The sequence below is a fragment of the Bacillus methanolicus PB1 genome (assembly GCF_000262755.1).
Taxonomy (GTDB): Bacteria; Bacillota; Bacilli; order Bacillales; family Cytobacillaceae; genus Bacillus_Z; species Bacillus_Z methanolicus.
In genome coordinates, this window is the sequence record NZ_AFEU01000001.1 from 311640 (window position 1) to 325522 (window position 13883).

At 37.3% G+C, this 13883-nt stretch carries 14 protein-coding genes and 1 other annotated feature; all 14 genes read right to left on the reverse strand.

All coding sequences use genetic code 11. The features are described 5' to 3' along the window. Window positions 1–67: 67 nt before the first annotated feature. The 14 genes from PB1_RS01380 to PB1_RS01445 all read right to left on the reverse strand — a co-directional run bounded on the left by PB1_RS01380 (window position 68) and on the right by PB1_RS01445 (window position 13672). The gene (locus PB1_RS01380; protein WP_003350281.1) at window positions 68–370 is read right to left on the reverse strand and encodes a TraR/DksA family transcriptional regulator; all 303 of its coding nucleotides are present in this window, start codon (window positions 368–370) and stop codon (window positions 68–70) included. A 167-nt stretch (window positions 371–537) separates the two neighbouring features. Further along, window positions 538–3312 (reverse strand): isoleucine--tRNA ligase, encoded by a 2775-nt coding sequence (gene ileS, locus PB1_RS01385; RefSeq protein WP_003350282.1) that lies wholly within the window; start codon window positions 3310–3312, stop codon window positions 538–540. A gap of 99 nt (window positions 3313–3411) precedes the next feature. Then, window positions 3412–3638 (reverse strand) — a binding site (T-box leader). A gap of 49 nt (window positions 3639–3687) precedes the next feature. Then, window positions 3688–4203: a DivIVA domain-containing protein gene (locus tag PB1_RS01390; protein WP_003350283.1), complete on the reverse strand. Its 516-nt coding sequence runs from the start codon at window positions 4201–4203 to the stop codon at window positions 3688–3690. 114 nt (window positions 4204–4317) lie between these two features. Next, window positions 4318–5091, reverse strand: a complete 774-nt coding sequence (locus PB1_RS01395; protein ID WP_003350286.1) for a YlmH family RNA-binding protein — start codon at window positions 5089–5091, stop codon at window positions 4318–4320. 70 nt (window positions 5092–5161) lie between these two features. Continuing rightward, window positions 5162–5425 carry a YggT family protein gene (locus PB1_RS01400; RefSeq protein ID WP_003350287.1) on the reverse strand — a complete coding sequence of 88 codons (264 nt, stop codon included), beginning with the start codon at window positions 5423–5425 and terminating at the stop codon, window positions 5162–5164. A gap of 7 nt (window positions 5426–5432) precedes the next feature. Beyond that, entirely contained in the window at window positions 5433–5870 is a 438-nt protein-coding gene (locus PB1_RS01405) for a cell division protein SepF (RefSeq protein ID WP_003350288.1), read from the reverse strand. Between the two features lie 4 nt (window positions 5871–5874). Next, window positions 5875–6561: a YggS family pyridoxal phosphate-dependent enzyme gene (locus tag PB1_RS01410; RefSeq protein ID WP_003350289.1), complete on the reverse strand. Its 687-nt coding sequence runs from the start codon at window positions 6559–6561 to the stop codon at window positions 5875–5877. 6 nt (window positions 6562–6567) lie between these two features. After that, window positions 6568–7380, reverse strand: coding sequence for a peptidoglycan editing factor PgeF (pgeF, locus tag PB1_RS01415; protein ID WP_003350290.1), 813 nt, complete (start codon window positions 7378–7380; stop codon window positions 6568–6570). A gap of 73 nt (window positions 7381–7453) precedes the next feature. Further along, window positions 7454–7723 (reverse strand): YlmC/YmxH family sporulation protein, encoded by a 270-nt coding sequence (locus PB1_RS01420; RefSeq protein ID WP_003350292.1) that lies wholly within the window; start codon window positions 7721–7723, stop codon window positions 7454–7456. Between the two features lie 269 nt (window positions 7724–7992). Next, complete coding sequence (locus PB1_RS01425; RefSeq protein ID WP_003350293.1) at window positions 7993–9207, reverse strand: IS4 family transposase; 1215 nt, start codon at window positions 9205–9207, stop codon at window positions 7993–7995. A 222-nt stretch (window positions 9208–9429) separates the two neighbouring features. Beyond that, window positions 9430–10209, reverse strand: coding sequence for an RNA polymerase sporulation sigma factor SigG (sigG, locus tag PB1_RS01430; protein ID WP_003350295.1), 780 nt, complete (start codon window positions 10207–10209; stop codon window positions 9430–9432). Between the two features lie 145 nt (window positions 10210–10354). After that, window positions 10355–11074, reverse strand: coding sequence for an RNA polymerase sporulation sigma factor SigE (gene sigE, locus PB1_RS01435; RefSeq protein WP_003350297.1), 720 nt, complete (start codon window positions 11072–11074; stop codon window positions 10355–10357). Between the two features lie 38 nt (window positions 11075–11112). After that, window positions 11113–12057 (reverse strand): sigma-E processing peptidase SpoIIGA, encoded by a 945-nt coding sequence (gene spoIIGA / locus PB1_RS01440; protein ID WP_003350299.1) that lies wholly within the window; start codon window positions 12055–12057, stop codon window positions 11113–11115. A 400-nt stretch (window positions 12058–12457) separates the two neighbouring features. Continuing rightward, on the reverse strand, window positions 12458–13672 hold the full coding sequence (locus PB1_RS01445) for an IS4 family transposase (RefSeq protein WP_003350293.1): 1215 nt from the start codon (window positions 13670–13672) through the stop codon (window positions 12458–12460). Window positions 13673–13883 lie beyond the last annotated feature (211 nt).

Consider the following 13883-nt stretch of genomic DNA (forward strand, 5'->3'; position numbering starts at 1 on the left):
AAAGGCAACCTCCAACTCTCAAACAGTTTTCCCTTGCATTTTAGCACATTCAAAACGAAAACGATAGCTATTCTCCGATTGAAGATGAATAAATTGGCTTTTTGTAATAGCGTTCAATACTTTTTAAATCCTTTGCAGATTTTAATGTAGGAATCAAAGTCAGATAATGAAAAGGGATTATTTCACCGGAAATTTCACATATCCCAAAATCGCCTGTTTCCATTTTTTTTAATGCATGTTCAATATCATGAATTTCTTCCTGGATAAACTCTTTTATCAAATCATTTACTTCTTTGCCGCTGCATTTTTCCTCAAGCTCTGCCTTCATTTTACGGAGTTCTGCATATATTTCATGTAATTGATTTTCCATATTTATCTGCCTCCGTATCTTTTTTTTTATTATTTCCATTTAGAATGAACGGACGCATATTAACTTTTTACAATTAAAACTTCGTTTAGCCAGTCTGGAAATATTTTTATTGAATTTACATTAAAAAATGGGGCTGACTCAAATGAAGAGCCAACCCCATAATCAAATCAGTTTGTTAAATGGCTGTAATGTTCTTTTACAATAGCTGCACAGCGCGGGCAAAGAGTCGGATGTTCATGATCTTGTCCGACTTCAGGTGTGACAACCCAACAGCGTTCACATGTTTCTCCTTCCGCTTTCGAAACAATAATGGCCGCTGTATCCAATTTCAATGCATGATCAGGCGCTTCGTCATATGAACCTGCTATTTCAAACCCTGAAACGATGAACAATTGCTTAACGTTTTCCTTTATAGAGTCTAGAAGGGCTTTCGTATTGCCGTTTACATATAACGTTACCTTTGCTGTTAATGATTTACCAATTATTTTCGCATTGCGCGCCTCTTCCAGTGCTTTTAATACATCATCACGAAGCTTCATGAACTTAGTCCATTTCTCTTCAAGCGCTTTTGCATTTGGCAGCTCTTTATATTCGGGAAGATCTGTCAACTGAACACTTTCTTCCTCAACGAATGGAATATGCGCCCAAACTTCATCAGCAGTATGAGAAAGAATTGGCGCTACAAGTTTTGTTAAAGCCAATAAACTTTCATACAAAACCGTTTGGATTGACCTGCGCTCTTTATTGTCAGCAGCTTCAATATATAAGACATCTTTTGCAAAATCGAGATAGAATGCACTTAAATCAATTGTGCAGAAATTGTTTACCGCATGGTAAATGCCGGAAAACTCATAGTTTCCATATGATTCATGAACTAATTTTATCAATTTATTTAATTTAACAAGCATGAATTGATCGACTTCACGCAAATCCTCATATGAAACAGCATCTTTTTCCGGATTAAAATCAGCAAGGTTTCCGAGAAGGAAGCGGAAAGTATTTCTGATCTTCCGGTATACTTCAGCAACTTGTTTAAGTATGGAATCGGATACGCGCACATCAGATTGATAGTCAACGGAAGCAACCCAAAGGCGCAAAATGTCGGCACCGAGTTGATTCATCACTTTCGCGGGGACTACAACATTTCCAAGTGATTTGCTCATTTTTCTGCCTTCCCCGTCTAAAGCAAATCCGTGGCTCAATACTCCCTTATACGGAGCTTTTCCGGTAACGGCAACAGCTGTTGACAAAGAAGAGTTGAACCAGCCGCGATATTGGTCTGATCCTTCTAAATACAAGTCAGCAGGACGCTGTAAATCTTCCCGTTCTTCAAGAACTGCCTGATGCGAAGATCCTGAATCAAACCAAACATCCATAATATCGGTTTCTTTCGTAAAACGCCCGTTTGGACTTCCGGGATGTATAAATCCTTCGGGGAGCAAATTTTTCGCTTCTCGTTCAAACCATACGTTTGATCCATATTTACGGAACAAATCGGAAACATGATTAATCGTCTCATCTGTAATAATCGGTTCTCCATTTTCAGCATAAAAGACCGGAATCGGCACACCCCAAACGCGCTGTCGGGAAATACACCAGTCTCCGCGGTCGCGAACCATGTTATGAAGGCGGGTCTCTCCCCATGCAGGCACCCATTTTGTTTCTTTAATGGCATCTAACAATTCCTTGCGGAAATCTTTAATGGATGCAAACCATTGAGAAGTTGCACGGAAAATAACCGGTTTTTTTGTTCTCCAGTCATGAGGATAAGAATGAGTAATAAACGATAATTTGAATAAAGCACCTGCTTCTTCAAGTTTTTGTGTGATTGCTTTGTTCGCCTCATCATAAAATAATCCTTCAAATCCGGGTGCTTCATTAGTCATGTAGCCTTTCTCATCTACCGGAGCCAACACATCAAGACCGTATTTTTGACCGACATTGAAGTCGTCCTCCCCGTGTCCAGGAGCAGTATGAACACAGCCAGTACCTGCATCAGTTGTGACATGTTCCCCGAGCATAACGAGTGAATGGCGGTCATACAATGGATGAGAAGCGATAACGTATTCAAGTTCGGCTCCTTTGACTCTTTTCACAACGGAAGGATTTTCCCAGTCCAGTTCTTTTGATACGGATTCAAGCAATTTTTCCGCGATCAAAAATTTCTTGCCTTTATTATTTGCAACAATATAAGTAAGTTCAGGATGCACAGTGATTCCAAGGTTTGCAGGAATTGTCCATGGAGTTGTCGTCCAAATAACGATTTGCGTATCTGTATCTAAAACTCCTTTTCCATCCTTCACTTTAAATCCGACATAGATCGATGGAGATCTTTTGTCCTTATATTCAATCTCTGCTTCAGCAAGTGCAGATTCACTTGAAGGGGACCAATAAACCGGCTTTAATCCTTTATAAATGTACCCCTTTTTTGCCATCTCGCCGAAGACTTTAATCTGCTGTGCTTCGTATTCCGGCTTTAAGGTAATGTAAGGGTTTTCCCAGTCACCTCGAACGCCAAGGCGCTTAAACTGTGTACGTTGATTATCGATTTGCTCATATGCATACTCTTCACACAATTTCCTGAATTCCGCAACTGTCATTTCTTTACGGTTTACACCTTTGTTCGTTAATGCCTGCTCAATCGGTAATCCGTGTGTATCCCATCCAGGCACATACGGTGCATGGTAGCCGCTCATTGATTTATAGCGGACGATGATGTCTTTTAAGATTTTATTTAAGGCGTGGCCCATATGGATATCGCCATTCGCATACGGCGGCCCGTCGTGCAGGATAAACATCGGGCGTCCTTTCGTTCTTTCCTGCACTTTTTGATAAATATTCATTTCTTCCCATTTTGCCTGAATCTCAGGTTCTCTTTTCGGAAGATTTCCGCGCATTGGAAATTCCGTCTTCGGCATTAACAGCGTATCTTTATAATCCATTATTTTTTCCTCCTGTAACACTTTTATATCAATCTAATATTTGATTTAATCATCATGCATGGCTCTTTTCTTTACAAAAATAAAAAACCTTTTCATCCCAAAAGGGACGAGAAGGTTTTCCCGCGGTACCACCCTTGTAGACAGAACAAAAAACTTCTGTCCGCTCTGGCATTCGTAACGTGAATGACACGCCTGAATCTACTGGCAGAGCGTTCGATTCGGAACTCAAGGGTGATCTTCCAATTTCCTCTTGTACCTGGCTCCCACCTTCCCCGGTTCGCTGAAACAAACAATGGAAACTGTACTGTCCCTGTCATCGTCAAAATCATCATTTAGTATTTTTTATGAAATTATATGCGATAAACTTGCAGTTCGTCAAGCCAGCGAGTCTTCTTCTGATGCTGCTTTTAATTCCGTTGCATCAAGCTCGTATTGAAGCAAATGGTCCCAATCATCATTATTCAGCATATCCAGCTGAGCTTCCACCAGCATTTTAAACCTTGTACGGAATACTTTCGATTGTTTTTTCAACTCTTCAATTTCAAGAGCAATTTTTCTCGCCTTTGACAACGCTTCATTTACGATGCGGTCGGCATTCTTTTCTGCTTCCTTAATGATCAGTTTTGCTTCTTTTTGAGCATTTCTCTTCACTTCTTCTGCCGCTTCCTGCGCTACCAAAATTGACTTATTTAATGTTTCTTCTATATTTGTAAAATGACCAAGCTTTTCTGCCTGTTCATTCAGCTTTTCTTCCAATTCTTTATTCTCGCGAATTAACAATTCAAAATCTTTTATGATTTGATCGAGGAATTCATTCACTTCATCTTCATCATATCCCCGAAAACTTCTGCTAAACTCCTTGTTATGTATATCCAATGGGGTTAACGGCATGATGCCACCTCCTAATTTGAGTCAGTTGCAAAATTTCAGATGCTAAATGAAGTTGCTAATTGACAATATGTAATCATTCGACAAAATCGGCATAAATCCTTCTTAAAAAACTTTTTATTTTTGTCTGCCTGCAACCATTCGCCATTTATCTTTTTTTGTTTTCCCTTCGATGGAGAGAATTTTTGATCTTCCATATCCGCGAATGGAAATCACGTCACCTTCCCCGCATTCAAACGAATTATTTTCAATGAGAGCCCAATTTACTCTTACAAGCCCTTGCTTGATCAAATCTTGGGATTTATGTCGAGAAAGATTATATAATGCAGAAATGACCGCATCAAGACGCAATGATGAAACGGTTGATGTTTCTTCTATCCACGATTCCTTTATTTGGATCGCATTTTCCAAAGGAATCTCACATATAGTGACGGAAGCTTTGCCGATTGAATCTAACTGTAAACTCACATAATCTGCGATTTCCTTCGCAGCAAAAAATTGAACGTTATCTCCTTCGATCAGGATATCGCCAAATTTTCCCCGTTTTAAGCCAAGAGACATAAGGCTTCCGAGGACTTGGCGATGTTCGATCGTTATAAATTTTTTTGGGTAGTTGATTTCAAACAAGCAAATTTCAAAATCTTCACGATCAGCCTGATAGTAATCAGGGCATATGACAGCCCTTTTTCTTTCGGCTCCACCAGTACCGCCAAACAAATGGCAGTGTATTTCTTCGCTTTGTCCAACAACGGCTTTTAATATTTGCTGTTCCCTGGGATCCAAAAAATCGGTCAACCTTGGGGCGAAAGCAGTTTCAACAAATTCTCTCCAATGAATCGCCCTTTCAATAAAATCTCTTTCTTCAGGGCGAAAATGCTGATAAATAGACATGAACACAGCTCCTTACAATAAACGGAAGTCATTGGGGTGAAAGCTGTCAAGTATTTTAAATAAAACTTACTTAAGCAAGCCATGTAAATACTTGGATAACGCCGTATCTTGCAAATTTCAACACTAAAAAGGCAACGATTGGCGAAACATCGATCATGCCTATCGGAGGTATAAACCGTCTAAAAGGTTCTAAATATGGTTCACATATTCTTGCCAGAAATTGGCCAATCGCCGATTCTCTGGCATTCGGAAACCAGGACATTAATATATAAATGATTAATGCCCAGGAGTAAATTTCAATCAATTTTAATAGTAAATCCAGTACAATTTCCATTAAGCTTTTACCACCTCTTATTATGATAATCATTCTCTTCCATGAATTCCGAAATATTTCCTGTTACCTCTACATTATCAGGCGTACAAAGAAAAATGCTCGTTCCAATTTTTTGGATATCTCCGCCAATTGCATATACAGTCCCGCTTAAAAAATCGACAATTCTTTTTGCCTGATCGTGTTCGATTCTTTGTAAATTTACAACGACTGCTCTGCGATTTTTTAAATGGTCGGCAATATCCTGTGCCTCTGCATAAACCCGCGGTTCGACTAGTACAACTTTGGAAGATTTCTGAACGCTTTGCAAACTGACGACATTTTGTTTCTGAGCCGTCTGTTTTTGAAGCTTTATCGGTTCAAAATCTTCTTGTTCCATTTCTTCTTCCTTAAAATCATATTCATCATCTAAGAAAAAGAATGTTTTTATTTTTGATTTGATGCTCATATTCTTACACCTCCTGATTGTATTCACCTACGAGAGCGGAGCCGATCCGAATCATCGTTGCTCCTTCTTCGACAGCAATTATGTAGTCGTTTGACATTCCCATTGAAAGCTCATTGCACGGTGCATAATCAAGGTTTAAATCTTGGACCTTTTTCTGTAACTCCCTTAATTTTCGAAAACAGCTTCGAATAAAATCTTCATCTTTCGTAAATGGAGCCATAGTCATTAAGCCGCAAACATTGATATTCGGATATTCTTTCAGCTTCATTACAAAATCGACCACTCCATCCGGAGAAATCCCATGTTTTGATTCTTCTCCGGATACATTTACTTGAATAAGGCAATTCATTTTGCGGCTGGCCCTTTTATTGATTTCTTTCGCGAGTGAAAGCCTGTCCAGCGAATGAATATATTCTGCTTTATCAATAATGTTTTTTACTTTCCGTGATTGCAATGTGCCAATAAAGTGGAACACTGCGTCATCTTTTAATACTTCCCATTTAGAAAGTAAGCCGTCATCCCTGTTTTCGCCTAGATGAAGAATTCCAGCTTCAAGCGCTTCCTTAGCTCTTTCAACTGAGACATATTTCGTAACTGCAATGATTTTTACCTCTTCAGGCAGGCGATTCGCTCTTTCACATGCTTTTTCAATATCTTCTTTTATTTTTATCAACTTTGATGAAACGTCCATTTACTGTTAGAAAACCTCCTTCCAGCCGATAAATCCCATCATTCTGCCTGTTTTCCCTTTATCTCGGCGATGGGAAAAAAATAGGTCTCTATGACAGCTTGTACAAAGTTGAGTAATCGCGATATTTTCTTCCAAAACCCCGTTTTTCATAAGAATTTGTTTATTTAGTTCTTGTAAATTTAGAGAGTATTGCTTTTCTTGTATTAAATTATATGGCTTTTTTTCGACAGCTTCTAGTCTATTTTGCACTAATTTAATTACACGTTCATCTACAATATAACATTTTTTGCAAATGGATGGGCCGATGACGACCATTAATTCATCAGGTTTTATTCCTTCGTTTGCCAATTTTTCGACCATTTCTTCGGCGATTCCGTTTACAGAACCTTTCCAGCCCGCATGTGCAATACCTAAACATTTGCTTTTTGGTTCGAAAAAATAAATCGGGACACAATCCGCAAAACATAAAGTTAATAAAATATCCTTTTCAAAAGTATAAAAACCGTCCGTTCGCTTCAATGAGTCGTCATATTTCACAGAACCTTTTCCTTTATCCTCTTTCGTAACTTTTCTTATTAAGACTTCATGAGTTTGTTCCGCACCGACCCAGCTGGATAAAGGAAAATCAAGGAGTTCAGACAATTTTTCCTTATTTAAACATACGTCTTGCGGATTTTCAGCAACATGAAAACCTAGATTAAAAGGCACATCAGAAGTGCCTTGATTCTTTGTTGTAAACCCGGCTGCTAAGCCATGACTGCGTTCTGCCCAATCTTTAATGATAAAAAATTCTTTATTTTTCAGAACAAACGGTTCCATTCCTTTTTTCCCTCATTTGTTTTTCATATAGTTTACCATATATGAAATTACTGGCACAGTAAAGAGGTTGTTTTTATGCATCTTCTTCAATTTGCCTAATTTCCCCATGATCTTTATAGCGGACAAGGATTACATCTTCCCCGATCTTCAAAATATTTTTCCATGGAATAATGATTTCTTCATCACGTCCAAAAAACCCGAGTACCTTACCCGCTCCTCCGATAATGACTGCTTCAATTTTGCCTGTATCCACATTTATTTCAATGTCTCCGATATTGCCAAGCTTTTTTCCATCAGAAATGTTTACAACATCTTTCACTTGAAACTCCGAAATCTTTACCATTTTTTTCACTCCCTGAATCAATCCTTTATCTATGTATATGTATGAAATCAAAAAAATTTGTAATTTATTAAAATTAGGTAGGGGCTGATTTAAAAGCAAAGGGTCTGTCCCACTAGCCTTGCATAAAAGTAAATAAATTCAATATTTTACTTTATTTAACATAATCTTTTTTAATCTAGATGCAAAAAAGGCTAACTCCATTTAAGTTAGCCTTTTTTGTCCCATTTATTTGAATTTATGTATATTAATTGTAATTTATACTTCGTTTATTATTTTTCCTTTTTTGGCTTTATCATTGCTACTTTTTCTGCAAAAACTAAGTCTTCTTCCTTTTTTTTAGGTACTTTTTGTCGCCCTTTTGATGTCCTTGTACACCTTCGATTCAGTTCTTTTTCAAATTCCTGCCAAGATAAATGTAAATAGGTTCGGATTAACCGCAGTACTCCCCATATTGTTTTTTTCGTTTGTGTCTTTAGTTTTATTTGTAGTACTAGCCCATAGGCAATCAGCGAAAGAAACATCTGATTCCAGATTCCTTGGGGTTTTGTACTCCAAATTTTGGTTGAACGAAGATGTTGTTTAATCCATCTAAAGAAGATCTCAATCGCCCACCGATGACGGTAGATTTCCATTATTTGTTCAGGCGGTAAGTCAAAGCGTGTGGTAATAATTCGGTATAGATGTCCTTCTTCATCAAAAAATTCGACGAGACGTACCGGGTGCAATTTCTCGTTCGAGGTTACACCAATCTTTACTGTCGCATCCATACGAATCAACGGATGGTTTAAAATTTTTCTATCGAGATAGATTACCTTGTGCTGCTCTTTAATTCTTACAATGAAAGAAATACCACGTTCCGCCCAGTTATTGATTTTTTTATGAGAAGCATATCCACGATCCATGACGTAAGTTGAATCAGATTCAACCACAAGGAAGTCGGAACCTTCAAAATCACTGACATTTCCAGTTGATGGAATAATTTGGTCTGGAAAAGCAATGTCTGGAGAAGCTACCACTAAACGGGTGTGCATTTTTACCTGAGTAGAATTTTTTGATACATAAGCCCAGTTAGCTAACTGTTCAGGCAGCTTAAAGGAAGAAGAGTCAATTATGGCTAATCTCCCAATTCCCTTTGGTAGACCAGATAAATTTCTAGTTTGAATTTCAATATCTTTGACCACTCGAAAAAAAAGATCTTGTACCCATTCAGTTGGTAATTCATTTATCCTACGGCTTAGTTGTGAACCACTTATGCTTTCTAAATTTAGGCTTTTCATGAGGTCTTTATCAGCCCGTAATTTCTCCTCTATATCAGTATATGAGCTCCAATTACCCAGCTGAGCAGCAACAAAAATTTTTACAAGGGCATCAGCTCTTAATTTTTTTTGATCATAGTTTAAAAGAGGACAGGAAAGCTTTTCCGTAGATAAAAGGGAAAAACATTGACGAACAACAGATGGTTGAGCTATATTTACATTGCTCATGATAAAAACTCCTTTGTAGAAAACTTGTTGATGGGACAACAAGCTAACAATTCTACAATAGGAGTTTTTTTCTTTTTAGTAAACCTTTTTTTATTTTCCTGAATTTGTAACCTTTGCAAGGCTAGTGGGTCTGACCCCTCCAATACAACATATAGACAATCACTAATAATCCATTCTATATATTGTCTTTGCGGAGGGAGCCAAACCCTTTTGAGTCAGCCCCTAGCTTTGTATGTTTTTATTCATTTGTTTGATTGCCGCTTTTTCCAGGCGGGAAACTTGCGCTTGAGATATTCCTATTTCTTCGGCAACCTCCATTTGGGTCTTTCCTTGAAAGAACCGTTTTCGCAAAATTAGTTTTTCACGGTCATTTAAGCGCTGCATTCCTTCCTTTAACGCTATTTCTTCTACCCAATGTGAATCTTTATTTCGCTCATCACTTAATTGGTCCATAACATAAATCGGATCTCCGCCATCATTATAAATAGGTTCAAATAACGATACTGGATCTTGAATTGCATCTAATGCAAACACAATTTCTTCGTGGGGAACTTCCAAAACCTTTGCGATTTCCTCGGCTGTCGGTTCCCGAGATGTTTCGCTCATCAGCCTTTCTCTTACTTGGAGTGCTTTATATGCAATGTCCCTCAAAGACCGGGAAACCCGAATAGGATTATTATCCCTCAAATAACGACGAATTTCCCCGATTATCATTGGAACAGCATATGTGGAGAACTTAACATTTTGACTTAAATCAAAATTATCAATGGATTTCATAAGACCGATACAGCCAACTTGGAACAGGTCATCAACATATTCTCCTCTGTTATTAAATCGCTGAATGACACTCAAGACGAGTCGCAAGTTGCCGTTTATTAATTTTTCACGTGCGGTTAAATCGCCGTTTTGCATTTGTTTGAACAGTTCTCTCATCACTTCGTTCTTTAATACAGGCAGCTTTGAAGTATCTACACCGCAAATTTCAACTTTATTTCGAGTCAATTCTTTTCCCTCCTCACAGGAGTTGCTGTACAAAGTTCAGTATTTCCGTGAGCAGGAAAAATATGCACTCACCGTTTTTTGGCAATATGCCATAAACAGGCAATAAATATAAAGAAAATCAAGTAATTTTCAAAAAAAATTTTTCCTAAACCATTTTATTGAATTCTTTTCTTAATCTTTTGATAATTCTTTTTTCCAGCCGTGATATGTACGATTGGGAAATTCCTAACATGTCTGCTACATCTTTCTGTGTTTTTTCTTCACCGTTTCTAAGACCAAACCGAAGTTCCATAATTTGTTTTTCCCGATCGGATAATTGGTGGAGTGCTTTTAATAACAATTTGCGGTCTACAGTCGCCTCAAGATCTTTCGTAATAATATCATTTTCTGTGCCCAATACATCTGACAGCAAAAGTTCATTGCCATCCCAATCAATATTCAGCGGTTCATCAAACGATACTTCAGAACGGATCTTATTGTTTCTGCGCAAAAACATTAAAATTTCATTTTCAATACAACGGGAAGCATATGTCGCCAATTTGATTTTTTTCTCAGGATTAAAAGTATTGACACCTTTAATTAAGCCAATAGTGCCGATACTGATTAAGTCCTCAATATTAATGCCTGTATTTTCAAATTTGCGAGCAATGTAAACAACTAGACGCAAGTTTCTTTCAATCAAGATAGAGCGGGCGGCTTTATCTCCTTTTGGAAGCTTTTTTAACAGCAGTTCTTCCTCTTCCTTACTTAAAGGAGGCGGCAGTGCTTCACTTCCGCCGATATAATATATTTCATCCGTTTTTAATCCGAGTTTTATCAACAGTTTATACCAGTAGTACGATAAGCGAAGTCGTATATTTTTCATGAATTGTCCTCCTTCTATCTTGAGTTTTTCTGAGTATATTAATATTGGCTGACATTTTTATATGGGGTATTTTTCATTGTGCCACTGAGCAACTTTGGATGAACTATGCATTGAAACGAGCCATCAGCTGAAAGCTGTTGCATCGTGAACGAAACGAGTCCGTTTTTTGTTTGCCAGCAGTCCCCATTTTTTTCTATTTCGATATTTTCAGCTTTTATGCCTATAATTAGCTGGTGTTCTTGTCCGACAACACGGTATGGGATAATTCGCATAATTTTTTCTAGTTTTGGAGGCATTTCCTTTTTTCCGAAAATTACTTCTTCCGGGTTTTCAGCAATTTCTAATACGATATCCGGAACTCTTTCATCCGCTTTCTTTAAAGATACAAACATTACAGGCAATTTTGAGATGGGATCATAAAGCTGATTTCCGCTGTCTATTAAGCCTCTAAGAAATATTTCTCTTCCCAATATTGTAATTTTTACGTTTACAAGCTGTTCAAAATGAAGTTTTACAACCTCAATTGAATCGAAATTACGCTTTGAAAAATGCCAAGCAATCGGAAAACCGATAAATACAAAAAGCCAGCTTATCGGATCGCCAAATCCTTTTACACTCGCCAGCATGACAGAGGATGACAGGTCAAAATCAAATTGAATGAAATAATGGGCTCCTATCAAAGCTCCGCCTGCTAGAAAGGTAGTCATATAAAAAGTCATCAATCCATTAAAAAAATAGCGCCATCTTTTATAACCAAATACAGCAATGATCATTGCAACTGAAAAAATAAATTTAGCCAGCGGATGGCTCGAATATGAATAAAACGGTGATACAGACAATAAAATGATACTTGAACCAATAAATCCGCCCAAAAAGACTCTCCATATTTTGCAATTTCTTTTCAAAATTGCCGCTGTTAAATAAAGGAGAAAACTATCAAACAAAAAATTCAGGGCCCAAATTACATCCAAATAGATTGTCATTTATACCTCCTCCTTTTGGAAGTCTCTTAAACAGCTTCATTCGTTTAAGAAAAATCTCGCCCTGAATGAACTCGAAACTTTTAATTTATCCCTCCGTTACGAAGAAGTATAGCGCACATTCGTTCAAGAAGTGTGTCATATTCTGTAATCGAAAGAGAAGAAATTTGCTCTATTCAATTCGGAAATTGTCAGTTTCTGTTCACAAAAAAATGGGGCTGACTCAAAATTAAAGGGTCAGACCCACTAGCCTTGCATAAAAGTAAATAAATTCAATATTTTACTTTATTTAACATAATCTTTTTTAATCTAGATGCAAAAAAGGCTAACTCCATTTAAGTTAGCCTTTTTTGTCCCATTTATTTGAATTTATGTATATTAATTGTAATTTATACTTCGTTTATTATTTTTCCTTTTTTGGCTTTATCATTGCTACTTTTTCTGCAAAAACTAAGTCTTCTTCCTTTTTTTTAGGTACTTTTTGTCGCCCTTTTGATGTCCTTGTACACCTTCGATTCAGTTCTTTTTCAAATTCCTGCCAAGATAAATGTAAATAGGTTCGGATTAACCGCAGTACTCCCCATATTGTTTTTTTCGTTTGTGTCTTTAGTTTTATTTGTAGTACTAGCCCATAGGCAATCAGCGAAAGAAACATCTGATTCCAGATTCCTTGGGGTTTTGTACTCCAAATTTTGGTTGAACGAAGATGTTGTTTAATCCATCTAAAGAAGATCTCAATCGCCCACCGATGACGGTAGATTTCCATTATTTGTTCAGGCGGTAAGTCAAAGCGTGTGGTAATAATTCGGTATAGATGTCCTTCTTCATCAAAAAATTCGACGAGACGTACCGGGTGCAATTTCTCGTTCGAGGTTACACCAATCTTTACTGTCGCATCCATACGAATCAACGGATGGTTTAAAATTTTTCTATCGAGATAGATTACCTTGTGCTGCTCTTTAATTCTTACAATGAAAGAAATACCACGTTCCGCCCAGTTATTGATTTTTTTATGAGAAGCATATCCACGATCCATGACGTAAGTTGAATCAGATTCAACCACAAGGAAGTCGGAACCTTCAAAATCACTGACATTTCCAGTTGATGGAATAATTTGGTCTGGAAAAGCAATGTCTGGAGAAGCTACCACTAAACGGGTGTGCATTTTTACCTGAGTAGAATTTTTTGATACATAAGCCCAGTTAGCTAACTGTTCAGGCAGCTTAAAGGAAGAAGAGTCAATTATGGCTAATCTCCCAATTCCCTTTGGTAGACCAGATAAATTTCTAGTTTGAATTTCAATATCTTTGACCACTCGAAAAAAAAGATCTTGTACCCATTCAGTTGGTAATTCATTTATCCTACGGCTTAGTTGTGAACCACTTATGCTTTCTAAATTTAGGCTTTTCATGAGGTCTTTATCAGCCCGTAATTTCTCCTCTATATCAGTATATGAGCTCCAATTACCCAGCTGAGCAGCAACAAAAATTTTTACAAGGGCATCAGCTCTTAATTTTTTTTGATCATAGTTTAAAAGAGGACAGGAAAGCTTTTCCGTAGATAAAAGGGAAAAACATTGACGAACAACAGATGGTTGAGCTATATTTACATTGCTCATGATAAAAACTCCTTTGTAGAAAACTTGTTGATGGGACAACAAGCTAACAATTCTACAATAGGAGTTTTTTTCTTTTTAGTAAACCTTTTTTTATTTTCCTGAATTTGTAACCTTTGCAAGGCTAGTGGGTCAGACCCCTCCAATACAATATATAGACAATCACTAAAAAACCATTCTATATATTGTTATAATGGGAGGGAGTCAGACCCTT

Coding starts and splice junctions, on each gene's coding strand:
- PB1_RS01410 (WP_003350289.1), bottom strand. CDS start 6,561: ATGGACGTTTCATCAAAGTTGATAAAAATAAAAGAAGATATTGAAAAA.
- PB1_RS01400 (WP_003350287.1), bottom strand. CDS start 5,425: ATGGAAATTGTACTGGATTTACTATTAAAATTGATTGAAATTTACTCC.
- PB1_RS01405 (WP_003350288.1), bottom strand. CDS start 5,870: ATGAGCATCAAATCAAAAATAAAAACATTCTTTTTCTTAGATGATGAA.
- pgeF (WP_003350290.1), bottom strand. CDS start 7,380: ATGGAACCGTTTGTTCTGAAAAATAAAGAATTTTTTATCATTAAAGAT.
- ileS (WP_003350282.1), bottom strand. CDS start 3,312: ATGGATTATAAAGATACGCTGTTAATGCCGAAGACGGAATTTCCAATG.
- spoIIGA (WP_003350299.1), bottom strand. CDS start 12,057: ATGACAATCTATTTGGATGTAATTTGGGCCCTGAATTTTTTGTTTGAT.
- sigE (WP_003350297.1), bottom strand. CDS start 11,074: ATGAAAAATATACGACTTCGCTTATCGTACTACTGGTATAAACTGTTG.
- PB1_RS01445 (WP_003350293.1), bottom strand. CDS start 13,672: ATGAGCAATGTAAATATAGCTCAACCATCTGTTGTTCGTCAATGTTTT.
- PB1_RS01390 (WP_003350283.1), bottom strand. CDS start 4,203: ATGCCGTTAACCCCATTGGATATACATAACAAGGAGTTTAGCAGAAGT.
- PB1_RS01425 (WP_003350293.1), bottom strand. CDS start 9,207: ATGAGCAATGTAAATATAGCTCAACCATCTGTTGTTCGTCAATGTTTT.
- PB1_RS01395 (WP_003350286.1), bottom strand. CDS start 5,091: ATGTCTATTTATCAGCATTTTCGCCCTGAAGAAAGAGATTTTATTGAA.
- PB1_RS01380 (WP_003350281.1), bottom strand. CDS start 370: ATGGAAAATCAATTACATGAAATATATGCAGAACTCCGTAAAATGAAG.
- PB1_RS01420 (WP_003350292.1), bottom strand. CDS start 7,723: ATGGTAAAGATTTCGGAGTTTCAAGTGAAAGATGTTGTAAACATTTCT.